This window comes from Pseudomonas sp. BF-RE-22 (assembly GCF_019956155.1).
GTDB classification, from domain to species: domain Bacteria; phylum Pseudomonadota; class Gammaproteobacteria; order Pseudomonadales; family Pseudomonadaceae; genus Aquipseudomonas; species Aquipseudomonas migulae.
Window position 1 is genome coordinate 1 of record NZ_JAHBDD010000044.1, and the last position, 23,250, is coordinate 23,250.

Annotated in this window: 23 protein-coding genes and 1 tRNA gene; 20 read left to right on the forward strand and 4 right to left on the reverse strand. The window is 57.7% G+C overall.

What is annotated here, in order from left to right; all coding sequences use genetic code 11:
- Positions 1-204 precede the first annotated feature (204 nt).
- The 6 genes from speE (at position 205) to KGA82_RS19990 (ending at position 5,717) form a co-directional block, all read left to right on the forward strand.
- Positions 205-1,080, forward strand: coding sequence for a polyamine aminopropyltransferase (speE, locus tag KGA82_RS19965; RefSeq protein WP_008027310.1), 876 nt, complete (start codon positions 205-207; stop codon positions 1,078-1,080).
- A gap of 218 nt (positions 1,081-1,298) precedes the next feature.
- On the forward strand, positions 1,299-1,532 hold the full coding sequence (locus KGA82_RS19970; RefSeq protein WP_008042188.1) for a hypothetical protein: 234 nt from the start codon (positions 1,299-1,301) through the stop codon (positions 1,530-1,532).
- A 219-nt stretch (positions 1,533-1,751) separates the two neighbouring features.
- On the forward strand, positions 1,752-2,093 hold the full coding sequence (locus KGA82_RS19975; RefSeq protein WP_008027314.1) for a ribonuclease E inhibitor RraB: 342 nt from the start codon (positions 1,752-1,754) through the stop codon (positions 2,091-2,093).
- Between the two features lie 439 nt (positions 2,094-2,532).
- Complete coding sequence (locus KGA82_RS19980; RefSeq protein WP_223452049.1) at positions 2,533-3,942, forward strand: circularly permuted type 2 ATP-grasp protein; 1,410 nt, start codon at positions 2,533-2,535, stop codon at positions 3,940-3,942.
- A gap of 12 nt (positions 3,943-3,954) precedes the next feature.
- The gene (locus KGA82_RS19985) at positions 3,955-4,905 is read left to right on the forward strand and encodes an alpha-E domain-containing protein (RefSeq protein ID WP_008042189.1); all 951 of its coding nucleotides are present in this window, start codon (positions 3,955-3,957) and stop codon (positions 4,903-4,905) included.
- On the forward strand, positions 4,902-5,717 hold the full coding sequence (locus KGA82_RS19990; protein ID WP_223452051.1) for a transglutaminase domain-containing protein: 816 nt from the start codon (positions 4,902-4,904) through the stop codon (positions 5,715-5,717). The genes KGA82_RS19985 and KGA82_RS19990 overlap by 4 nt, the downstream gene beginning before the upstream one ends.
- Before the next feature lie 120 nt (positions 5,718-5,837).
- On the opposite strand, the gene KGA82_RS19995 is transcribed toward KGA82_RS19990, so the two are convergent.
- Positions 5,838-6,659 (reverse strand): c-type cytochrome, encoded by an 822-nt coding sequence (locus tag KGA82_RS19995; protein WP_192226572.1) that lies wholly within the window; start codon positions 6,657-6,659, stop codon positions 5,838-5,840.
- Positions 6,660-7,250: 591 nt separating this feature from the next.
- On the opposite strand from KGA82_RS19995, the gene KGA82_RS20000 reads away from it, so the two are divergent.
- The 3 genes from KGA82_RS20000 to KGA82_RS20010 all read left to right on the forward strand — a co-directional run bounded on the left by KGA82_RS20000 (position 7,251) and on the right by KGA82_RS20010 (position 11,444).
- Positions 7,251-8,456, forward strand: a complete 1,206-nt coding sequence (locus KGA82_RS20000) for an acetyl-CoA C-acetyltransferase (RefSeq protein WP_008042192.1) — start codon at positions 7,251-7,253, stop codon at positions 8,454-8,456.
- A 25-nt stretch (positions 8,457-8,481) separates the two neighbouring features.
- Positions 8,482-10,626 (forward strand): 3-hydroxyacyl-CoA dehydrogenase NAD-binding domain-containing protein, encoded by a 2,145-nt coding sequence (locus KGA82_RS20005; RefSeq protein WP_223452056.1) that lies wholly within the window; start codon positions 8,482-8,484, stop codon positions 10,624-10,626.
- A gap of 95 nt (positions 10,627-10,721) precedes the next feature.
- Positions 10,722-11,444, forward strand: coding sequence for an amidotransferase (locus KGA82_RS20010; protein WP_008027324.1), 723 nt, complete (start codon positions 10,722-10,724; stop codon positions 11,442-11,444).
- An 84-nt stretch (positions 11,445-11,528) separates the two neighbouring features.
- On the opposite strand, the gene KGA82_RS20015 is transcribed toward KGA82_RS20010, so the two are convergent.
- The 3 genes from KGA82_RS20015 to KGA82_RS20025 form a co-directional block, all read right to left on the reverse strand.
- Positions 11,529-12,500 carry a magnesium and cobalt transport protein CorA gene (locus KGA82_RS20015; protein ID WP_008027325.1) on the reverse strand — a complete coding sequence of 324 codons (972 nt, stop codon included), beginning with the start codon at positions 12,498-12,500 and terminating at the stop codon, positions 11,529-11,531.
- Between the two features lie 137 nt (positions 12,501-12,637).
- Entirely contained in the window at positions 12,638-13,360 is a 723-nt protein-coding gene (locus tag KGA82_RS20020) for a 1-acylglycerol-3-phosphate O-acyltransferase (RefSeq protein WP_008027326.1), read from the reverse strand.
- A 213-nt stretch (positions 13,361-13,573) separates the two neighbouring features.
- Complete coding sequence (locus tag KGA82_RS20025; RefSeq protein WP_008027327.1) at positions 13,574-14,263, reverse strand: crotonase/enoyl-CoA hydratase family protein; 690 nt, start codon at positions 14,261-14,263, stop codon at positions 13,574-13,576.
- Between the two features lie 309 nt (positions 14,264-14,572).
- Here KGA82_RS20025 and KGA82_RS20030 point away from each other — a divergent pair.
- From KGA82_RS20030 to KGA82_RS20080, 11 genes are all read left to right on the forward strand, one after another.
- Positions 14,573-14,662 (forward strand) — tRNA-Ser (locus tag KGA82_RS20030).
- Positions 14,663-15,019: 357 nt separating this feature from the next.
- Positions 15,020-16,210 (forward strand): hypothetical protein, encoded by a 1,191-nt coding sequence (locus KGA82_RS20035; RefSeq protein ID WP_223452062.1) that lies wholly within the window; start codon positions 15,020-15,022, stop codon positions 16,208-16,210.
- Positions 16,207-16,788: an adenylyl-sulfate kinase gene (locus KGA82_RS20040; protein ID WP_207286653.1), complete on the forward strand. Its 582-nt coding sequence runs from the start codon at positions 16,207-16,209 to the stop codon at positions 16,786-16,788. The genes KGA82_RS20035 and KGA82_RS20040 overlap by 4 nt, the downstream gene beginning before the upstream one ends.
- Positions 16,785-17,534 carry a class I SAM-dependent methyltransferase gene (locus tag KGA82_RS20045; RefSeq protein ID WP_192416939.1) on the forward strand — a complete coding sequence of 250 codons (750 nt, stop codon included), beginning with the start codon at positions 16,785-16,787 and terminating at the stop codon, positions 17,532-17,534. Before KGA82_RS20040 ends, KGA82_RS20045 begins: the two co-directional genes overlap by 4 nt.
- Before the next feature lie 5 nt (positions 17,535-17,539).
- Positions 17,540-19,855, forward strand: coding sequence for a PEP-utilizing enzyme (locus KGA82_RS20050; protein ID WP_223452063.1), 2,316 nt, complete (start codon positions 17,540-17,542; stop codon positions 19,853-19,855).
- Complete coding sequence (locus KGA82_RS20055) at positions 19,852-20,466, forward strand: gamma-glutamyl-gamma-aminobutyrate hydrolase family protein (RefSeq protein ID WP_207286650.1); 615 nt, start codon at positions 19,852-19,854, stop codon at positions 20,464-20,466. Before KGA82_RS20050 ends, KGA82_RS20055 begins: the two co-directional genes overlap by 4 nt.
- 28 nt (positions 20,467-20,494) lie before the next feature.
- Positions 20,495-21,208: a phosphocholine cytidylyltransferase family protein gene (locus KGA82_RS20060; protein ID WP_223452064.1), complete on the forward strand. Its 714-nt coding sequence runs from the start codon at positions 20,495-20,497 to the stop codon at positions 21,206-21,208.
- A gap of 46 nt (positions 21,209-21,254) precedes the next feature.
- A complete protein-coding gene (locus KGA82_RS20065; protein WP_223452065.1) occupies positions 21,255-21,575 on the forward strand; it encodes a YbjQ family protein in 321 nt (106 codons plus the stop codon).
- A 178-nt stretch (positions 21,576-21,753) separates the two neighbouring features.
- On the forward strand, positions 21,754-21,942 hold the full coding sequence (locus tag KGA82_RS20070; RefSeq protein ID WP_032828671.1) for a hypothetical protein: 189 nt from the start codon (positions 21,754-21,756) through the stop codon (positions 21,940-21,942).
- Between the two features lie 312 nt (positions 21,943-22,254).
- Positions 22,255-22,626, forward strand: a complete 372-nt coding sequence (locus KGA82_RS20075) for a hypothetical protein (protein WP_008027331.1) — start codon at positions 22,255-22,257, stop codon at positions 22,624-22,626.
- Between the two features lie 190 nt (positions 22,627-22,816).
- Positions 22,817-23,239 carry a glycine zipper domain-containing protein gene (locus KGA82_RS20080; protein WP_008027332.1) on the forward strand — a complete coding sequence of 141 codons (423 nt, stop codon included), beginning with the start codon at positions 22,817-22,819 and terminating at the stop codon, positions 23,237-23,239.
- The last annotated feature ends 11 nt before the right edge of the window (positions 23,240-23,250 follow it).

Below are 23,250 nucleotides of genomic sequence, written 5' to 3' on the forward strand. Positions count from 1 at the left end.
GAACGATTACGCGGTCCATAAGTTAAACCGCGTAATCGTTCTTCGCGGGCAAGCCTCGCTCCTACAGGTACTTGGAGTCAGAAGGTTCGACCTGTCATCTTCCGCGACGTAGAATGCGCGCCTTTCCCGGGCAATCGAGCTGATCGATTGGCCATCATGGGCGGGTAACCGTCCGTTGCCACCGCATTCATCGGAGCACTTCCCATGAGCAACACTCCAACCAGCGATTACCTGGAAACCCTCTACGAAGGCTACGGCCAGCGTTTTCGCATGGAAAAACTGCTGCACGAAGTGCGCACCGAACACCAGCACCTGGTGATTTTCGAGAACCCGCGCATGGGCCGCGTCATGGCGCTGGACGGCGTGATCCAGACCACCGAAGCCGACGAATTCATCTACCACGAGATGCTCACCCACGTGCCGATCCTGGCGCACGGCAGCGCCAAGCGCGTGCTGATCATCGGCGGTGGCGACGGCGGCATGCTGCGTGAAGTGGCCAAGCACCGTAACGTCGAGCACATCACCATGGTCGAGATCGACGGCACCGTGGTCGACATGTGCAAGGAGTTCCTGCCGAACCACTCCAAGGGTGCATTCGATGATCCGCGCCTGAACCTGGTGATCGACGACGGCATGCGTTTCGTCGCCACCACCACTGAAAAGTTCGACGTGATTATTTCCGACTCCACCGACCCGATTGGTCCGGGCGAAGTGTTGTTCTCGGAGAACTTCTACCAGGCCTGCCGTCGTTGCCTCAACGAAGGCGGCATCCTGGTGACCCAGAACGGCACGCCGTTCATGCAGATCGAAGAAGTCAAAACCACCGCCGGCCGCCTGCGCAGCCTGTTCCCGGACTGGCACTTCTACCAGGCCGCCGTACCGACCTACATCGGCGGTTCGATGACTTTTGCCTGGGGCGCGACCAACACCGCTTATCGCAAATTGTCCCGCGAAACCCTGCAACAGCGCTTTGCCGGTAGCGGCATCGTCACCCGCTACTACAATCCGGAAATCCACATCGGCGCGTTCGCCTTGCCGCAATACGTGTTGCAGGCCGTGAACAAGCCAAGCAACGACTAAAGAAATACGCAAAACCCCTGTAGGAGCGAAGCTTGCTCGCGAAAGCGGTGTTTCAGTCGACATTTTTATTGACTGATATGCCGCCTTCGCGAGCAAGCTTCGCTCCTACAGGGACCGTGTTTTTCATGCTTGCACGGCGTAATCTGTTTGAACGAACGGTCTGGGTAAAAGTCCAGATGGATGTAAGCCCATTTACGGGTTTGTTCGAGGAGGCAGTGATGCAAAAGTGGAAAATCACTTTCGTGGATGATCACGGTGAAACAGCCAACGAAGTTTTTGAGTGCGACGAATGCCCGGACAACGAGCACGCCGCCAAACTGATCAAGGAACGTCTCCTTCCTGTCGTCGCCGAACTGGATCTGAACGATCTGGAAGGGCGAACTGCTGATGCAAGCGTCAAGAATCTTAAAGCCCAGAACAGCATCCAGATCCTCGGCATTACTCCCGTCTGATACCCCCTCTGGAACACTCGTGAAATAACCAGGCCTTGGCAGCGGCTCCGACTTGGGGCTACTCTGCAAGCGAGATCAGCGAATGGATCGCTAAGGTCTGGTCTTGTCAGCTACATGCTTGTTTCCCATCGGCAATTTGCTTGCCGCAGCGCTTGCACCCTTCGGTTGCCGGCGTCGGGAGTACGGAAAGTCTATCCATCTGTTTCAGGAGGACGTTTCATGAGCACAGCCTATCAAGAAGACATCAGCAGCTCGGTTCTGCGCCGCATGAAAGAAGGCGGTTTCGATTTTTCACGTTTCCATCCCATCGAGTTCTACGCCATTTTCCCGGACGAGGAGCGGGCACGCAGGGCGGCAGGGCATTACTGCGGTGAATCCATGAATGCACAAATCAGCGTGCGCGACGACGGCGCCTGGTCCCTGGAACTGAGCAAAGTGATGTACGCCACCTATGACGGCATCGGCGACTTTGAGCAGGATTTCGAGGCGGTGGTCGAGCCTTTGGGTGGCATCATCGAAGGATGGGGCGTCAAGCAGGAGGTACGAGGGCTACTCGCATAACACTATGAACAGCGACAACATCCACTAACGGCTGACCTTCGGGTTGGCCGTTTTCGTTTGCGGCGATCAAGCCCCCTGTAGGAGCCAGCCTGCTGGCGATGGCGCCCTCCCAATCACCGCCAAACCATCAGCCACAAATCCCGAAACAAAAAAAAGCCGCCTGAGCAAGGCGGCTAAAAGGGAAGTTCGGTGAGCATTTCCAGCGAATGCGCGAATTATCCGCATCCCCCTCCGGGCAGTGAAATCAACTCTGACTATGCTGGTGATAGGCGACAGCATTGCTTCGCAATGAAGCGGGGGCGATCAGGTTGGGGCATTTGCCGCACAGGATTGGTGCGGTGTTAATCATGTGAATATCCAACCGATTGATATCAAAGCGTTTCTGCCGATGGCACGGGCCTTGCGAAGGCCTGGATGTCCGGGTGACAAGGAGTACGGCATGATCCGCACCTATTTTGATGAGATGTACGATGCCGGCGGCCAGGTCCGCCCGCATTATCGGGAGTTTGCCCGTTGGCTGGCCGAAACGCCTGACGAGCTTTTGGCACAACGGCGACGCGAGGCCGATCTGCTGTTTCATCGCGCCGGGATTACTTTCACGCTCTACGGGGACGAGCAGGGGACAGAGCGCCTGATTCCCTTCGACACCATTCCACGCAGCATCCCCGCCAGTGAGTGGCGGATCGTCGAACGCGGCTGCATCCAGCGGGTCAAGGCGCTGAACATGTTCCTCGCCGACCTCTATCACGAGCAGCGCATCATCAAGGCCGGCATCATCCCGGCCGAACAAGTGCTGGCCAACGAGCAATACCAGTTGGCGATGCAGGGGCTGGATCTGCACCGGGATATCTATTCCCACATTTCCGGCGTCGACCTGGTGCGCGATGGCGACGGCACGTACTACGTGCTCGAAGACAACCTGCGTACACCCAGCGGCGTGAGCTACATGCTCGAAGACCGCAAGATGATGATGCGCCTGTTCCCCGAGTTGTTCTCGGCGCAGCGCATCGCCCCGATCGATCATTATCCGAACCTGCTGCTAGACACCCTGAAAAGCTCCAGCCCCCTCGATAACCCGAGCGTAGTGGTACTGACGCCGGGTCGCTTCAACAGCGCGTTTTTCGAGCATGCATTTCTCGCTCGGGAAATGGGTGTTGAGCTGGTGGAAGGCGCGGACCTGTTCGTGCGTGACGACAAGGTGTTCATGCGCACCACGGACGGGCCGAAAGCGGTGGATGTGATCTACCGCCGTCTCGACGATGCATTCCTCGATCCGCTGGCGTTCAATCCGGACTCGATGCTCGGCGTTCCGGGGCTGCTGTCGTCGTACCGCTCGGGCAATGTGGTGCTGGCGAATGCCATCGGCACCGGGGTGGCGGACGATAAGTCGGTGTATCCGTTTGTCACCGACATGATCCGTTTCTACCTCGACGAAGAGCCGATCCTGAAGAACGTTCCGACGTTCCAGTGTCGTAATCCCTCCGAACTGTCCCACGTGCTGGCCAATCTTCCAGAACTGGTGGTCAAGGAAACCCAGGGCTCCGGCGGCTACGGAATGTTGGTGGGACCGGCGGCGACGGCGGCGGAAATCGAATCCTTCCGCGAGCGAATCAAGGCCAAGCCCCACGCGTATATCGCGCAACCGACGTTGTCCCTGTCGACCTGCCCGACCTTTGTCGAAAACGGCATCGCCCCACGCCACATCGACCTGCGTCCGTTTGTATTGTCTGGCCGCGAAACCCGGGTTGTGCCCGGCGGTTTGACCCGTGTCGCCCTGCGTGAAGGCTCCCTGGTGGTGAATTCCTCCCAGGGCGGCGGAACCAAGGACACCTGGGTGGTCGAGGATTGAAGGAAGCCTGCCATGTTAAGTAGAACTGCCTCGGATTTGTATTGGATGTCGCGTTACCTGGAGCGGGCGGAAAACCTCGCACGGATGCTCGACATCAGTTATTCGCTGTCGCTGATGCCGCAGGATGGCCGCGGTGACGGTCTGCACGAACTCGCCATGCCGCTGCTGATCACCGGCACCCTGGACGATTACCTCGAACGCCACGGCGAGTTGCATGCCGAACGGCTGCTGCACTTTTTTGCCCTGGACGCGGCCAACCCGGCGAGCATCTACAGCTGCCTCGGTTCGGCGCGGGCCAGTGCGCATGCCGTGCGGGGGCGAATCACCGCGGACATGTGGGAAAACATCAACGCCACCTGGCTGGAAATTCGCGGCATCGCCGATCAAGGCTTGAGTCGCTACGGCATGAGCCGTTTCTGCGAGTGGATCAAGGAACGTTCCCACCTGTTTCGTGGCGCGTCCTACGGCACGATCATGCGTAACGATGCGTTCCGGTTTATTCGTCTGGGCACTTTCATCGAAAGGGCGGACAACACCTTGCGCCTGCTCGATGCTCGCTACGAAATGGCGGGCGATCAGGCCGAAGCGGTCAGCGACGGCACGGCTCACGCCTATTACCAATGGAGTGCCTTGTTGCGGGCGTTGTCGTCGTTTGAGGCCTACACCGAGATCTACCGCGACGCGCCCGGCGCCCGGCATGTGGCCGAACTGCTGTTGCTGCGCGCCGATGTCCCGCGATCCCTGCGCGCGTGCACCGAAGAAATCGACCAGATCCTCGCTCAACTGCCGGGGGCCAATGGTCGTCCTGCGCAACGTCTGGCCGCCGAGATGGACGCACGCCTGCGCTACACCGGCATCAACGAAATTCTCGACGAAGGCCTGCACGCCTGGCTGACCGAGTTCATCCCGCTGGTGCGCCAGTTGGGTAACGCCATACACAGTTCCTACCTGGAGGCTGCATGAGACTTTCCATTAGCCACGAGACCACCTATCACTATGAAGATCAGGTGCGGGCGAGCATCCAGTACCTGCGACTGACCCCACACGACAGCGAGCGCCAGCACGTGCTCAGTTGGCAACTCGATCTGCCGCGCCCGGTGCGTGCGCAACTCGATCCGTTCGGCAACATCCTGCACGTGCTGACCATGGACGAGCCGCATGAAGCGATCATCATCGGCGCCCGTGGCCAGGTCGACATCGACGAACTGCGTGAAGCCGAGCACGAGAGCCAGTCGGCGCTGCCGTTCCTGCGCTTCACGCGCCTGACTGAGGCCGACGAAGCCTTGCGTGCGTTCGCCGAGAAGGCGTGCAAAAAGCGCCGGGACCGCGCGGCATTGATCGACTTGATGCATGGCCTGAATTCGCACATGACCTACACGCCGGGCTCCACCGAAGTGGACACCAGCGCCGCGCAAGCCTTCGCCGGGCGTTCGGGTGTCTGTCAGGACCACACCCACGCGTTTCTCGCTTGCGCCCGCAGCCTGGGTATTCCGTCGCGTTATGTGTCGGGCTATTTGTACAGCGAGAACAGCGAGCATCTGGCCAGCCACGCGTGGGCGGAAGCCTGGCTGGATGACGCGTGGTACAGCTTTGACGTGACCAATGAACTGGCGCGACCGGAGCGGCATTTGAAACTGGCGGTGGGCCTGGATTACCTGGATGCCTGCCCGGTACGCGGGATGCGTCGGGGCGGCGGGTGCGAGCAGATGCACGCAAAGGTATTTGTGTCGCCGACACCGATGCCGATGCCGGTGATTTCAGTCCAGCAGCAATAGGTCTGTTCGCCGCAAAAACCTGTGGGAGCGAGCCTGCTCGCGATAGCGGTCTGTCTGTCACATTCATGTTGAATGTGCCACCGTCATCGCGAGCAGGCTCGCTCCCACATGGAAATAGTGTCAGGGCTTGGTTTTGCGCCCGGCCATGTGCTTCAAATACCCCACCAACATCTCCAGATCCCCATCCGGCAAAACCGCCGCCGAAAACCCCGGCATCTTCGCCTGCGGCCACTGCCGCAAACTCTGCGGATCGCGGATGTAGCGCTTCAAAAAATCCGCCCCGAAATACTCGGTCGGGTTAAACGGAATGTTCAGATCCGGCCCGAACTGCGCATCCCCGGCACCGTTCAATCGATGACACGCCAGACAGTTCTTCTGGAACAGCGCAAACCCCACATTCACCGGGTCGTCCGCCTTCAGCGCCGGATCCGGCAGCAGGGCAGGGAAGCGCTCGGCCACCGGCGCCATGCGTTTGATGTCAGCCACTTGAAAGGGCCATTGCTCGGGGCTGATATTGCCCGCCTGCGGATCCGTCCATACCAGATAAAACGGCCCGGCACTGGGCTTGTCTGCCGACAGCGCCGGCCACGGTTTTGTCGGGTCTTCAATCGCCAGCCATGCTCGCGCACCTTGGCTGTTGAGCAACGGCGCGGCAGCCAGTTCGGCAGCAAAACCATCCAGTGCCACAGCTTGCAGGTGATCGTCAGGCTTGATGCCGCTCAACAACGCCGCCAGGGGCACGGCGCGATAGCTCATGTCCCGTTTGTAGGAAACGTCGTTGGTAATGGTGATGGTCTGAACCTGAGGATGCTTGAGCAATTCCTCGGTCTGCCAGGTGCGGCTGTGTGCGCCCAGCTCCAGGTTCAGCTGTGCGGCATAAAGGGGCGAGCCGAACAGCAAGGCCCCGAGCAGAATGAGCGTTTTCAACAGATCGCCGTCCATGTCGTGGAAGTGCCGCAAAGGTTGGCACACCCACGCCGGCCCGGGTAGCGAGCCAGTCACATTTTTAAGAGGCGATGGAAACTGTGCGCCGATTTTTTAATAAAGACTCAGCCGATCACCTTCGTCAGGTTCGGCAAAATCAACAGCAACGTAGTAGCGAAAAGAATGAGCCCGGCTTGACGTACTTTCGAATGTTTGAACATGGCTTGACCGCCTTTTTTGTTATTTCCTGATGCCTGCCTGCATATCTCCATGACGGCAGAGCGTTGCACTTCCTGTAAGGCGAGCGCCTCGGCAAAACCCGACGACAACTTCGCATATGTTCACCTTAGGGCCCGCGTCACTCGTGACTTAGATCCCTTTCGTATGGAGCGCTCACTTATTGCTTTAAAAAAGGCATGAGGCCTATTGCCAGCTTCTTTGCCGCCCTTTTGCTAGACATCTCGGTGTCCTGAAACGATCAATCCGGTAGCACACTACCGTCCGTCTGAGCGTGTCCGTCAACGTCAGTGAGCATTGCGGTCATTGAATCGGCGGTGGCTCGGCATAAGGTGAGGGCTCAGTATTTTCACCGCCAGGTTCGAGGACGTCATGACCCAAGCTTTGATTTTCGACGCGTTACGCACGCCCCGTGGCAAGGGCAAGTCCGATGGTGCCTTGCACAGTGTCAAACCGGTGAACCTGGTGGCGGGGTTGCTCAAGGCGCTGCAACAGCGCACGGCGCTGGACACCAGTCAGGTCGATGACGTGGTGTTGGGGTGTGTGACGCCGGTCGGCGATCAAGGTGCGGACATCGCCAAAACGGCCGCACAGGTGGCCGATTGGGACGTCAGCGTCGCGGGCGTGCAGATCAACCGCTTCTGCGCGTCAGGGCTGGAGGCCGTCAACCTCGGGGCGATGAAAGTGCGTTCCGGCTTCGAAGACCTGGTGGTGGTCGGTGGCGTCGAGTCGATGTCACGGGTGCCGATGGGCAGCGATGGCGGCGCCTGGGCGCTGGACCCGGAAACCAATTTGCACAGCCATTTCACTCCGCAAGGCGTGGGCGCCGATCTGATCGCCACCCTCGAAGGCTTCAGCCGCCAGGACGTCGATGCCTACGCGCTGCACTCCCAGCAAAAAGCGGCGCGGGCCCGGGCCGACGGTTCGTTCAGCAAATCGTTGGTGCCGGTGCAGGATCAGAACGGCATCATTCTGCTCGATCACGATGAGTTCATCCGCGCCGACTCCACCCTGGAAGGCCTGGGCAAACTCAAGCCGAGTTTCGAGATGATGGGGCAAATGGGTTTCGACGCCACGGCATTGCGGGTCTACAGCCACGTGGAGCGGATCAACCACGTGCACACGCCGGGCAACAGTTCGGGGATCGTCGATGGTGCGGCGTTGATGCTGATCGGCTCCGAAGCCAAGGGGCGTGCGCTCGGCTTGCAGCCACGGGCGCGAATCGTCGCCACGGCGGTCACCAGCACCGACCCGACAATCATGCTCACCGGCCCGGCACCGGCCACCCGCAAAGCGCTGGCCAAGGCCGGGCTGCGGGTCGAAGACATCGACCTGTTCGAGGTCAACGAGGCGTTTGCTTCCGTCGTGCTGAAATTCATCAAGGACATGGCCATCGACCCGGACAAGGTCAACGTCAATGGCGGCTCCATCGCCATGGGGCATCCGCTGGGCGCTACAGGCTGCGCAATCCTCGGCACGCTGCTCGATGAACTGGAAACCCGGCGCCTGCGTTTTGGCCTCGCGACCCTGTGCGTCGGCGGCGGCATGGGCATTGCCACCATCATCGAACGCCTCTGAGCCACGATTTCAAGGAATTCTCTTCATGACTGAAGCCATTCGTTACGAAAAAGGGCAGGACCAGATCGTCGTCCTGACCATCGACATGCCGGGCCAGAGCGCCAACACCATGAACGCGGTCTACCGCGAGGCCATGGCCGCTTGCGTCGCCCGACTGGTTGCCGAGAAAGACAGCATCGCCGGCGTGATCATCACCTCCGCGAAGAAGACCTTCTTCGCCGGCGGCGACCTCAATGAACTGATCAAGGTCGGCAAGCCTGAAGCCAAAGCGTTCTACGACATGGTGCTGACGCTGAAGGGCCAACTGCGCACCCTGGAAACCCTGGGTAAACCGGTAGTCGCCGCAATCAACGGCGCGGCGCTGGGGGGGGGGTGGGAAATCTGCCTGGCCTGTCATCACCGCGTGGCGCTGGACAATTCATCGGTGCAGCTCGGCCTGCCGGAAGTCACCCTCGGCCTGTTGCCGGGCGGTGGCGGGGTAGTGCGCATGGTGCGCATGCTCGGTCTGGAGAAAGCGCTGCCGTATCTGCTTGAAGGCAAGAAAATCCGCGTGCAACAAGCCTTGCAGGCGGGCTTTATCGATGAGTTGGCGCTGGATCACGATGAACTGCTGAGCAAGGCACGCGCCTGGATTCTGGCCAATCCGACGGCGGTGCAGCGTTGGGATGTGAAGGGCTATCAGATTCCGGGCGGTACGCCGTCGAACCCGAAAGTCGCACAGATGCTGGCGATTGCACCGTCGATCCTGCGCACTAAAACCCAGGGCTGCATGCCCGCACCAGAGAAGATTCTTTGCGCCGCAGTGGAAGGCGCTCAGGTGGATTTCGACACGGCGCACCTGATTGAAACCCGCTACTTCACCGAGCTGACCACCGGCCAGATCTCGAAGAACCTGATCGGCACGTTCTGGTTCCAGCTCAACGAGATCAATGCCGGCGGTTCGCGACCTCAAGGGTTTGCACCTTACGTGACGCGTCGCGTGGGAGTTCTGGGCGCGGGGATGATGGGAGCCGGCATTGCCTTTGTCAGCGCCTCGGCCGGTATCGAAGTGGTGCTCAAGGACATCAACCTGGCGGCAGCAGAGAAGGGCAAGGCTCATTCGGCGGCGTTGCTGGACAAGAAGATTACCCGGGGACAGTTGAGCATCGAACAGCGGGACGCAGTGCTGGCGCGGATCAAAACCACTGAAAGTGACGCCGATCTGGCCGGTTGCGACCTGATCATTGAAGCCGTGTTCGAAGACCGCGAACTGAAAGCCAAAGTCTCTTCAGCCGCGCAACAGGTCGTCGGCCCGGACGCGGTGATCGCTTCCAACACCTCGACTCTGCCGATCAGCGGGCTCGCTACTGCCGTACCGGACCAAAGCAAATTCATCGGCCTGCATTTCTTCAGCCCCGTGGAAAAAATGCCGCTGGTGGAAATCATCAAGGGCGCCCGCACCAGCGACGAAACCCTGGCCCGCGGTTTCGATTTCGTCCTGCAAATCAAGAAGACCCCGATTGTGGTCAACGACAGTCGTGGCTTCTTCACGTCACGGGTGTTCGGCACCTTCACCAACGAAGGCATTGCCATGCTCGGCGAAGGCGTGAGCGCAGCGATGATCGAAACCGAAGCGCGCAAGGCGGGCATGCCCATCGGGCCTCTGGCGATCTCCGACGAAGTTTCCCTCAGCCTCATGAGCCATATCCGTCAACAAACGGCCAAAGACCTGCAAGCGGAAGGGAAACCACTGATTGAGCACCCGGCGTTTGCCGTGATTGACTTGCTGCTCAACGAATACAAGCGTCCGGGCAAAGCGGCAGGCGGTGGTTTCTACGAATACCCGGCCGGTGGCCAGAAGCACTTGTGGCCAGCGCTGAAAAGTCGTTTCGAGAAGGCAGACGGGCAGATTTCACCGAAGGACGTGCGTGATCGCCTGCTGTTCGTGCAAGCCATCGAAACCGTGCGTTGCGTGGAGGAGGGCGTGCTGACCTCGACTGCGGATGCCAACGTCGGCTCGATCTTCGGCATTGGTTTCGCGGCCTGGACCGGCGGCGCGCTGCAGTTCATCAACCAGTACGGCGTGAAGGACTTCGTCGCGCGTGCGCAATACCTGGCCGAGCAGTACGGCGAACGGTTCGCGCCACCCGCGCTGCTGCTGGAGAAAGCGGCCAAAGGGGAGGTGTTTTAAGGGACCGATGACGACTCGTGGGGCTTGCCTTGGAACGGTGTTTCGAGGCAGGCTCTGGGGTGTGCATTATTCCCATCACGTGTCAGGTATTTTTTATGTCGTTACGCATCTGCATTCTGGAAACCGACATCCTGCGTCCGGAACTGGTCGATCAATATCAGGGTTACGGGCAGATGTTCCAGCGTCTGTTTTCGCAACAACCCATCGCGGCCGAGTTCACTGTCTACAACGTGATGCAGGGCGAATACCCCAGTGATGATGAGGCCTTCGACGCCTATCTCGTCACCGGCAGCAAGGCCGATTCCTTCGGCACCGACCCATGGATTCAAACCCTCAAGGCTTACCTGCTGACCCGCTACGAACGCGGCGACAAACTGCTGGGCGTGTGCTTCGGCCATCAGTTGCTGGCGCTGCTGCTGGGCGGCAAGAGCGAGCGTGCGACCCAGGGCTGGGGCGTCGGCACCCACAGTTACAAACTCGCCGCCAAGGCACCGTGGATGAGCCCGGTGCGCGAAGAGTTGACGTTGTTGATCAGCCACCAGGACCAGGTGACGTCGCTGCCGGAAAACGCCACGGTCATCGCTTCCAGCGATTTCTGCCCGTTTGCCGCGTACCACATCAACGATCAGGTGTTGTGCTTCCAGGGGCACCCGGAATTCATTCACGATTACTCGCGAGCCTTGCTGGATATTCGTCAGGAAGCGTTGGGCGAGCAGGTGTATACCAAAGGCATGGCGAGCCTTGAGCATGAGCATCATGGCGCGACCGTTGCGGAGTGGATGATGCGGTTTGTGGCGCATAAACCAGAAACTGTTTGAAGCTGAAAAGCCTCGCTGGCAAGCCAGCTCCTACAAGGGGTACACGGTTCCCTGTAGGAGCTGGCTTGCCAGCGATTGTGTTGTTTACAACCACCCCGACTTCTTGAAACTCGCCCACAAACTCACACACCCCACCGCAATAAACCCCAGCACCGCGAAATACCCGTAATGCCAGGTCAGCTCGGGCATGTTCTGGAAGTTCATCCCATAGATCCCGGCCACTGCCGTCGGGAACGCCAGAATCGCCGCCCACGCCGCAAACTTGCGCTGCACCACGCTCTGCCGTGACGCCTCCAGCAACACCCCGACTTCAATAGTCTGGCTGGCAATGTCCGCCAGGGTCGTCAGGTCTTCCATCTGCCGGGTCACATGGATCTGCACATCGCGGAAGTACGGGCGCATGTTCTTGTCGATGAACGGAAAACTCAGCTTCTGCAGCTCTTCACCGATTTCCACCATCGGCGCCGCATACCGCCGCAAACGCAATACATCGCGGCGCAGACTGTGGAGTTTTTGAATGTCGCGCTCGTTCAGGGAGCTGCACATGACGTTACGTTCCAGCTCATCGATCTCTGCATGGATCGCTTCGCCCATCGGCTGATAGTTTTCAATCACAAAGTCGAGGATGGCATAGAGTACGAAATCTTCCCCGTGCTCCAGCAACAGTGGACGCGCCTCACAACGCTGGCGGACATAAGCGTAGGACGCCGAATGACCGTTACGCGCAGTAATGATGTAACCGTTGCCGGCAAAGATATGAGTTTCGATGAACTCAAGCTTTCCTTCATGGCGGATCGGCGAATACGTGACGATAAACAGCGCATCGCCAAAGGTTTCCAACTTCGGTCGACTGTGTTTTTCCAGGGCGTCTTCAATGGCCAGTTCGTGCAGGTTGAACTGGCGTTGCAGATTGAACAGCTCCTGGGCATTCGGCTCTTCGAGGCCGATCCAGACAAAGTGACCAGGCTTGGCGGCCCAGGCAGCGCCTTCGTCGAGGGTGATATTGGTGACCTTCTTACCAGCGCTGTAAACCGCAGCAGCAACAACTCTACCCATGATTCAGCTTCACTTCTTATTAGTAGCAGGCAGTGTTCAGCTTATCCTTCTATACCGCTTGAGAGTCAGTGAAATCTGCAGAGTTCGAAGGCAAAAGTTCGCAGGCAAAAGAAAACCCGCACAGGGCGGGTTTTGTTTCATGCGGCTTGCAGTTGCCGATCCATCGAGGCGATGCACTCGCGCATCTGCTCGCGGCACTGGGCGATCAGCAGCGGCATGTCGTCCAGGCTCAGTCCGGCAGTTGGAATGGCCGGCAAAGAACGGATCAGAATTTTCCCACTGCGCCAGCGGTTCAATCGCATGTGTTTGACGTAACTGCTGACACACACCGGGACGATCGGCACGCCCGCCGCGATCGCCATCTGGAACGCGCCTTTCTTGAAGGGCAGCAGGTCTTCGCCCAGATTGCGCGTGCCTTCCGGGAACACCCAGATCGAGGTGTCTTCATGTTGCAAGGTGTGCGTGGTGGTCAGCATCGACTGGCGCGCCTTGTGCGCATTGCCACGGTCGATCAACACATTACCGGCCAACCAGAACAACTGACCGAACAACGGCACCCACTTCAGGCTCTTCTTGCCGATGCACACGGTGCGGCGGGGCACCACGTTGCCGAAAACAAACAAGTCATAGTTGGACTGGTGGTTGGCGATGATCACGCAGCTCTCGGGTTTGTCCATCAATGGCCCGACGTCGGCCTTCACTCGCAAACGCAAAATGCACATTGCCGGCCACGCATAGAGGCGCGCGCACAAACGGCTGTTGTCCGGGTTGAACGGGCGAAACAGCCCCAGAATCACCCCCAGCACACCAGCGAGAATAAAGTGCAGGCCCATCAATAACATACGAAACACGAACAGCATTTACAGGCCCCACCGGGACAAAAGGTGGCGCAGTGTACGGATGTGCACTGTTTTCGGCAATTGCCTCTATAGAGGTAGGAGATAGCCGATGTTTGAGCGCATGTTTCCGACTAGTTGGTCAGATCTGTTCTAGAGGGGTTGTAGACTTTTCCACAGAGCGTGTATGAAAAAGCCCGACACGATGGTCGGGCTTTTCGGTGCAGCATCTTTGGGTTAACCCAAATGCTCCTGATCCTGGATGATTGCGTTGTCCAGGGTGTCCAGCAGTGCCTTGCGCACTTTCAGCTTGGTGTTCTTGTGCGCGGTCATGTTGATCTTCTTCAACTGACGAGCCGCTGCCAGCGCCGCGCCTTGCAGCTCTTCGGGCGACACCACCAAGTCGAGGAAACCTGCATCCACGGCACTCTTCGGGTTGAACATCTCACCGTTGATCACCGAACGATGCAGCGCTGCCTTGCTCAGGCGATCACGGGCGATCTCAATGCCGGCGTGGTGCATGGTCATGCCGATCTGCACTTCGTTCAGGCCAATGCTGAACGGGCCGTCGACACCAATGCGGTAATCCGCCGACAACAACAGGAACGCGCCCTTGGCCACTGCATGCCCAGGGCACGCAACAATCACCGGAAACGGGTGCGACAGCAGACGACGGGACAATGTCGAGCCAGCCGTCACCAGCGATACGGCTTCTTTAGGGCCTGCTGTCATCACCTTCAGGTCATAACCGCCCGACAGAATCCCCGGCGTACCGGTGATGATCACCACTGCGCGATCAGTCACTGCCTGATCCAGCGCAGCGTTAAACGCAGCAATCACGTCCGGAGAGATGGCATTGACCTTGCCGTTGCTCAAGGTCAGGGTCGCGATACCGTCTTCGAGGTGGTAGGAAATCAACTCACTCATGACGCTATTCCTTGTATGAAAGTTGGGGCAGACGTTACCCACCGCCGCAGGCCAGGTAAAGCGCCGTGACTGACCCGCCAGTCACCCTTTCCCCGCCGGGCAAGCGTAGCCCGCCGCTCCCGCCGTGCATTCCCCTCTCTATATAGGAGAGCACGAAGCCAGAGATTGGCAGGTTTGCCATGGCCCGGAATGCTCCCGGAACCTCTAAACCGCTAAGCACATGAAAATTCTGCAAAAAAAGTTTGCCATCAGAAAAGCTTTCGACTACATTAGCGCGCCTCGACAGACAGAACATGTTTGAAGAGATACGGTGAAGTGTCCGAGTGGCTTAAGGAGCACGCCTGGAAAGTGTGTATACAAGAAATTGTATCGAGAGTTCGAATCTCTCCTTCACCGCCAAATTCGATGTAACCAGAACCCCTGATTTCGAAAGAAGTCAGGGGTTTTGTGGTTTCTGGGTGTCTGGATTTCGAGGCGGCACGTTGGCCGCGCCAAGGGTAAAAAATGCTCGCCTGGTGGGGTGTCAATTTGCCAGCGTATGATATATTGGCGCGGTTTATGTGATCAGGATCAAAGCTTTACTATTGATTTTCAATGAAAATTAATACGACTTTAGTCTGATTCGCTTAACAACAAGGATGTACACGTGCGAAAGGGATATGCACTTAGGCAGGATCAAATGCTTTTCCCTTTTTTGCGCGTTTACTTGGCCTAAGCCTGGCTTGCCTGGGACAGCTTTGAAGGTGCGCGTTTTATATGCAAAGCGTTTATTTGATCAGTAACGTCAATAATGGCGGAAAAACCTATCTTGAGTACTTGCTGCCAGCGCTAAATGCTCTTCGCAATCACTACAACTGCATTGTGCTTCAGACAAACATTGTCGGTATCAGCAAGTTTGAAGCGGAACAGTTTCTAGGCTGTCCAGTTGAAGAGGTGGGGCTGGATGATATTGGAAAACTGAAATCACAAGTAATTATCTCGAACGATGCTTCTATCGGGAAATTACTTGATGAATCAAACTTCACCATTTTTATTGCGCACGGCAATGTAGGGATGCCCCTCGCGGATGTTTACTACTGTTCCGGCTGGACATCCTATTGGGATGCAATTGTTTCCTCCTCCAGATCGCTTTTTGATTTGATTAAAACAGGCATGTACTACTTCAGGCGGGACAGAGTCGCCTTGCGTCTGGAGCTTGAACCGGACCGATCACGTACGGACCTTCGAAACACTAGTGCAGTATCCGTACTGCCAATCAAAATTCCCGACATGTTCAGTGCGCCCCCTGAGTTTCGGTGCATGTCCGAGGAGTATGTTGTTGGCCTTCTGCCTACCCAGATAGGTATTTGCCCGAGTGGCGCTTCTCTGTTTGAAAACATGGAGGTAGTCATTAACTCGGTGAAATCCCAGATTCCTCATGCGAAGATTATTTTTCGGCCGTATATGACGGATTTTGACCGTCCCTATGTAAAAGAGTTGTGTGAGCAACTTGCCCGGTATCCATGGGTTTCAATTGACGATACTAAAGGCAGCAGTAAAGACTTCTATCGGATATGTGACACGATCATCACTGATGCCTCCAGTGGTGGCGTGTCCTTTATGCTGAATACGTGCAAGCTGCCGATTTATTATGTTCCAGTGGGTCACGATAGCAGTCCAATCGTCGAAGCCTGGCTGGAACAGATGGAGGGCTTGTTGCCGATCGCTAAAAATGGCGATGAGCTTAAGGATATGGTGCTTGGGTTTAAATTGCTTACTTCAGAGCAAAAGTACTTCATTTATAAGAAGTTCTACGACTCAGAGTACAGCGGGCTTCATCATCCGGATGAGGTGTTTCTTGAGTTGGTTGAAAGCCGACATGAGTCCCGTTTTCGTTACTGTGTGATCGACTCTTTTGGGGGCGCTCACGACAATTTCATTAGCGACCCTGAAAGAGCGCTGCAATGATCGTGAGTAACTTCCAGGCTCCCAGTGTTGATATGAATACCTCTATTGGCGAGGTCGTGTGGATTACCGGTTTGTCGGGTGCCGGTAAATCAACGCTGGCCCATGAGCTTGTTGCCAGGCTTAGAAGCGATGGTCATCCGGTTGTCATGCTGGATGGAGATGAACTGCGTGATGTGTTTGGCGCAAGTGCGGCCAATGCGCAAAACCACGGGCGTGAAGGGCGGTTGGCGCTGGCCATGCAATACGCTCATTTATGCAGGGTCATAGCGGCGCAGGGGTTCACGGTGGTGATCGCCACGATTTCGCTGTTCCGCGAAGTTCATGCGTGGAACCGTGCCCACCTGCCTGGTTATTTCGAAATCTATTTGAAGGTGCCGATGGAGGAGCTGCGCCGTCGGGATCCCAAGGGCATCTATCGCCGGTTCGATGCGGGCGAGTTGCACAACGTCGCGGGGCTCGATTTGTCGATTGATGAACCGGGCGCGGCGGACTGGGTGGTGGAGTTCGACCCCCACCGCCCTCTATCTATGTTGACTGATGACTTACTGCACCATTTTTATAAAAGGAAGTTGGTATGAAAACGGAATGGGATTACACCACACTGGCTGACGCTTACTTGAAGCGTCCTGACTACGCCGATGCTGCGATCGATGCAATGCTTTCGATTGCAGGCGCCGAGAAAGGCGACAAGTTCTGCGACGTTGGCGCCGGGGTTGCGCACCTGACCTTAATGTTGGCTGCGCGAGGCCTGGATGTTGTTGCGGTGGAACCTAATGATGCGATGCGAGCGAATGGCATCAAGCGTACCGCGGACCTGACTCATGTCAGTTGGCATGAAGGCACAGGCGAAGTAACAGGGCAGCAGTCGCAAGCCTTCGACATGGTCACTTTCGGCAGTTCCTTCAATGTCTGTGACCGTGAGCAGGCTCTCAAGGAAACCGCGCGCATTCTCAAGCCGCGAGGCTGGTTCGCCTGTATGTGGAATCATCGTCATCTTGAAGATCCTGTCCAGGCCCGAATTGAAGCGATCATTAAAGAGCGGGTTCAGGGTTACGGCTACGGTACTCGTCGTGAAGATCAAACGGCAGTGATTGATGCCAGTGCGCTATTCGGTCCTGTTGTTCATCTTGATGCGCGTGTCATTCACGAACAAACCATTGAGGAATGTCTGGAGGCGTGGCGTTCTCACGCAACGCTTGAGCGTCAGGCAGGTGCGAATTTCCATGAGGTGATTAGCGCCATCGATGACTATTTGAAGGGCCTGGGGACTGCCTCGATCCAGATTCCGTACTCAACCAATATCTGGGTTGCTCAGCTGAGATAATCCTGATGGCTCTGCGATTTTCCACCAAGGCCGGTACGCTTGCCGGCCTGCAAGAGCGGCTGACTTCGGCGCGCATTGCTCCGTTGCTGTCTTTCACCGTAAGGGATTGGCAAATGGGCCGGCAAGCCTGTTTTCGCGACATTCAGGGACGCTTGGACGCCGGCCCCTGGATCGTGCGCTCCAGTTGTCTGCGCGAAGATGGCGTACAAGCATCCGGTGCGGGGGCGTTTCTCTCTGTACTTGACGTCAATGAAGCAGGGTTGGAATCGGCGGTTGAACAGGTCATCGCCAGTTATGGCGATGCCAACCAGGCAGACGAAGTTCTGATTCAACCGATGTTGAGTAATGTAGTTCGGTCCGGCGTTGCCTTTTCCCACGACCCGAATACCTGTGCGCCCTATCGGGTGGTGAACTGGACGGAGGGCCGTGACACTGCCTCTGTCACTGGCGGTCTGGGTGGCCGGCTTTGGCAGCAGGCGGCCCACAGCAAAGTGCCGCCACCGCCAGATATGCTGCCCGTCGTGACCTTGCTCGAAGAGTTGTTGGAGTTGTTCGAGGGGGTGCCGGTCGACTGTGAGTTCGCTGTCACGCGGGAGGCTGAAGGCGAGGTGTTGTGGTTATTGCAAGCCCGACCACTGATTTTGCCAGCACGCCCGGAATCCGAAGCAACTCAAGCCGATCGGCTGGAAAATATTCAACGCAAGGTAGCGCGGGGCATGCGGCCGCACCCGTTCCTGATCGGCCAGCGTACCGTTTATGGTGTGATGCCGGACTGGAACCCGGCCGAAATTATCGGTATCCGTCCCAAACCACTGGCGCTTTCGCTTTACCGGGATTTGGTGACTGACTCGATCTGGGCCTATCAACGGCATAATTACGGCTACCGCAACTTGCGCAGCTTTCCGCTGATGCCGCATTTTTTCGGGCTGCCGTACATCGATGTTCGATTGTCTTTCAACTCGTTCATCCCGGCAGACCTGGATGAGGGGTTGGCGGGGCGTCTGGTCGATCACTATATCGATCGGCTGCTGTCCGAGCCGACGCTGCACGACAAAGTGGAGTTCGAGATTGTGTTCTCGTGCTACACACTGGATTTGTCGCAGCGACTGGAGCGCCTGGCCAGTGCCGGTTTCCTGGAGCATGAGCTGGAAGCCATCAGCAGCAGTTTGCGCAAGTTGACCAACCGCATCGTCCATCCCAAGGATGGCTTGTGGCGCGCTGATGCCAACAAACTCGATACGCTGAATGCGCGACGTGAGGCATTGCTGGCCTCCAACGCCGACCCTCTGGAACGGATTTACTGGCTGCTGGAGGATGCCAAACGCTACGGGACCCTGCCATTCGCCGGTCTGGCCCGCGCCGGCTTCGTCGCGGTGCAGATGCTCAAATCCCTGATGACGGTGGGCGTGCTCTCGCAGGCTGACTACGATTGTTTCATGGGTGGGGTGTCGACTGTCAGCGGCCAGTTGGCGCGTGACCGCGCGACATTGGACAAGGCGACGTTCCTCGCGCGCTACGGCCACTTGCGCCCGGGCACCTACGACATCCTTTCGCCTCGCTACGATGAAGCGCCGGAACTTTACTTTGACTGGACTCAGCGCCCGTCCGTCCCGGAGCCCGTACAACCGTTTTCGCTGACCCTTCCACAAATGCGCGAAATCGTGAAGCAACTGGAATCACACGGCTTGCAGCCCGACCCTGTCGGCTTGCTGGACTTCATGCAAGCAGGAATCGAACTGCGCGAGCTGGCGAAGTTCCACTTCACCCGCAATCTCTCGGATGCCCTGGCATTGATCGCGCAAGTGGGGGCGCAGCACGGCATCAGTCGTGAAGACATGGCCTATTGCGACATCAGTGTCTTCAAGGAACTGCACGTTGCGGCAGCCAACACGAGCGATGTGCTGTTGCGCAGCATTGAGCAGGGCAAGGCCCGCCACGCAGAGACACTAAAGGTATCGTTACCGCCGGTGATCACCCGGCCTGAGGATGTCTGGTCTTTCGAATGGCCGGAAACAGCCCCCAACTTCATCACCCAGAAGCAGGTGACTGCCCCCGTGGTGGGCAGTGATGACCGAGAAATACTCGCCGGCGCGATTGTCTGCATTCCCAACGCGGACCCGGGGTTCGATTGGTTGTTTGCCTACCCGATTGCCGGGCTGATAACGGCTTGGGGCGGCGCGAACTCGCACATGGCGATTCGTGCAGGAGAACTTGGCTTGCCGGCAGTGATCGGTGCCGGCGAAGTCCTCTATCGGCGCTGGTCGTCGGCTCAACGCTTGCACCTGGACTGTCCGGGACGCTGCGTGGAGATGCTGGCATGAAAGTCGTTGCCCTCAGCCAGCGTGTGGACGTATTTCCCGAGCGTGGTGAAAGCCGCGATGCAATTGACCAGCGTCTGATCAGCTTTCTACTGGATGCCGGCTTTTTGCCGGTGCCGGTACCCAACGGGTTGTGTCTGCAAACCGCTGACGGACGGCTGACTCAGGACGCCCTGCATGACTGGCTGCACACGGTATCGCCACAAGCCATTGTGCTTTCGGGGGGAAATGACATCGGCCAGTGTCCGGCGCGCGACCTGACTGAAGGCAGATTGCTTGCCCATGCACGATCCCTGCGCCTGCCCGTACTTGGAATTTGCCGGGGCATGCAGATGATTGCGCACTGGTCGGGCGGCGAGCTGAAAGCGGTGAACGGTCATGTGCGAACCCGGCATGAACTGTCAGGAAAAATCGTTGCCGAGGTGAACAGTTATCACGGTTTTTCGCTTGCCGCTTGCCCTGAAGGTTTTGAGGTCCTGGCGTGCAGTGGGGATGGGGAAATCGAAGCCATCCGGCACCGCAACCTCCCTTGGGAGGGCTGGATGTGGCACCCGGAGCGAGAGGACGTCTGGGCTGCGCACGACGTTCATCGACTGAAGCAATTGTTCGGTTAATAAAGACATTTCATGAGGTAGGACTGTTGTGAAAGCCATTATTCTGGCTGCCGGACGTGGCAGCCGCATGAAAAGTCTCACGGATGAACGTCCGAAATGCATGGTCGAATTGCGTGGCAAGACACTGCTGGAGTGGCAACTTTTGGCGCTGCGCGGTGCAGGTATTAGCGAGATAGCCATCGTGACCGGCTACAAGCGCGAGGTGTTGGCAGACCAAGGGCTGATCGAGTTCCATAATCCTCGCTGGGCGCACACCAACATGGTCTCCTCATTGGCGTGTGCTGAAGCCTGGTTGCAGGATGCTCCGTGCATCGTGAGTTACTCCGACATTTTTTACAGCCCCGCAGCAGTCCAGTCGTTAATGACATGCAAGGCTTCCCTGGCCGTCACCTACGACCCGAACTGGCTGGCGCTCTGGACACAGCGCTTTGGTGATCCGTTACTGGATGCCGAAACGTTCCGCCTTGCCTCCACCGGCACCTTGACCGAAATTGGCAACAAACCGACTTCAGTCGATGATGTTCAGGGCCAATACATGGGGCTTCTACGCTTCACACCTGAGGGATGGGCAGAGGTCGTCCGGCTTCGCCAGGCCTTGACCCCGGAACAAAGAGACAAGGTGCATATGACGAACACGCTTCAACAGGTCATTGATGCGGGGCGGGTGCCGATACACGCCGTTGCTTACACTGGAGAGTGGGGAGAGGTGGACTCTTCAGAGGATCTTTTTGTGTATCAATAATTGAGGTTTCAGGCCTTGAGTGACTATTTATGAAGAAGGAATGCCCATGATCACCACCACCACCCACGCCATCGAAGGTCGCCAAATCACCGCTTACCTCGACATCGTCAGCGCCGAGTCGGTGCAGGGGGTCAACGTTATCCGCGACATGTTCGCCGGGATGCGGGATTTTTTCGGCGGGCGCTCTCAAACATTGGAGCGTGCATTGAAGGAGGCGCGGATTCAGGGCACCGACGAGATCAAGGAACGGGCGCGGGCGCTGCAGGCCGACGCGGTGGTGGGGCTCGATTACGAGATCAGCATGCCGGCCGGCAAGGGCGGCATGGTGGTGGTATTTGTGACCGGGACGGCCGTCAAACTGAGGTGAGTCAGGTAACGGTTTGTGTGTTTGTTTTGTAGGAAGCCATGCGGGCCGTTCGTCGGGTGTTGGGGAATCTGAATTACAAGTCCGGTAATGACCGGCTAGTCTCAAAAGCTTGGTGGTCGATATGTTTCAGGCAAAAGGGCTTGCCGGTATCGATCCCGCTTTTGAAAGGGGCGAAAAGATGGCTGATCCGTATATCGAAGACGACGGCGCTGAGTTTCCAATCAACAATAGCGTGCGGTGTGGCCAGACAGACTATGTGGTGGCTTACGGTGACGATCAGGTCAAGCTTGGCAAAATGAAATCCCAGGTGCCCCAAGGGCCGAAGGCGAAATTTTTACCCAAGGTTGCAGCACCCGTCAGGAAGTAATCCATCCTCTCCAGACCCCGTCATTGAGCGGGGTTTTTTATGCCTGCAACCTTTTTTACGGCGTGTGTTTTTTGGCCTGGGTTTTCACAAAGTTTTCACAAGGCCTTACGTAATCTCAACTCATCCGTTAGAAAGCAACACCTGGCCCGTCTCCCCAGCGGGCTTTTTTTTGTCTGTCATAAAACCTTTTCCATAAAAGCTGTCCAACCGTCGCCGATGGTGAGGTTGGGGCTGTGTGTCTGGACTTTCTCGCCGCTAAAGCATTCAATCTCGACCCTTTTTGATTTCCCCCTATTTTTTGAGGTTCTTGTCATGCGTTTAACACTGCCCGCTCTGGTTCTGGGCCTTTTGGTTGCTCAAGGTGCAATGGCTGCTGGCGACGGCACTGCCGCACTGGGTGGCGGTCTGGGTGGCGCGCTGGGTAATGTGGTCGGCCAAAGCATGGGTGGCAGCACTGGCGCTGCGATTGGTGCTGGTGTCGCGGGCGCCGCGGGCAGTGCTGTTGGAGCACGCAAAGGCAGCCGCACCAAAGCGGCCATCGGCGGCGGCGTGGGTGCTGCGGGCGGCTCGATAATCGGCAACAGCCTGGGCGGCAAAACCGGTTCGACCATCGGCGCAGGCCTGGGCGGTGCTTTGGGCGGCGGCGTGGGCAGCAATCTGGGCAAGGGCCACAAGGGCCACTGATCCTGATCGATCCGTTCAAAAAGCCCGGCTTGATGCCGGGCTTTTTGTATCTGGCTGTTTCTCTTTCGCAGCTTTTGCATCTTTAGCTGTCCAACGGTCATCGCTGGCCGGATTCAGTGGGGACAGGTGCTAGACTCCGCCCATCCGCAGCGAATTCTTTTCTCCCGATGCGGAATTAGAGGTTCATATCATGCGTTTGACATTGTCCACATTGTTTCTGGGACTTTTGGTTGCTCAAGGTGCGATGGCTGCCGGTGATGGCACCGCTGCTGTTGGCGGTGGTATCGGCGGTGCATTGGGTAACGTTGTGGGTCAGCAAATGGGCGGCAGCACCGGTGCCGCGATTGGCGCAGGTGTAGGCGGCGCGGCGGGTAGCGCTGTTGGTGCACCTAAAGGCAGTCGCACTGAAGCAGCGATCGGTGGTGGTTTGGGCTCGGCGGGCGGCTCGGTGATTGGTAACAGCATTGGCGGCAAGACCGGTTCGACCATTGGCGCAGGCCTCGGCGGCGCAGCGGGTGGTGCGCTGGGCAACAACCTGGGTACTGACAGCGGCGATTCCCATTCCGGCAACGGGCACAAACACAAGCATAAGCACAAGAACAAACACCACTGATTCGACGATCA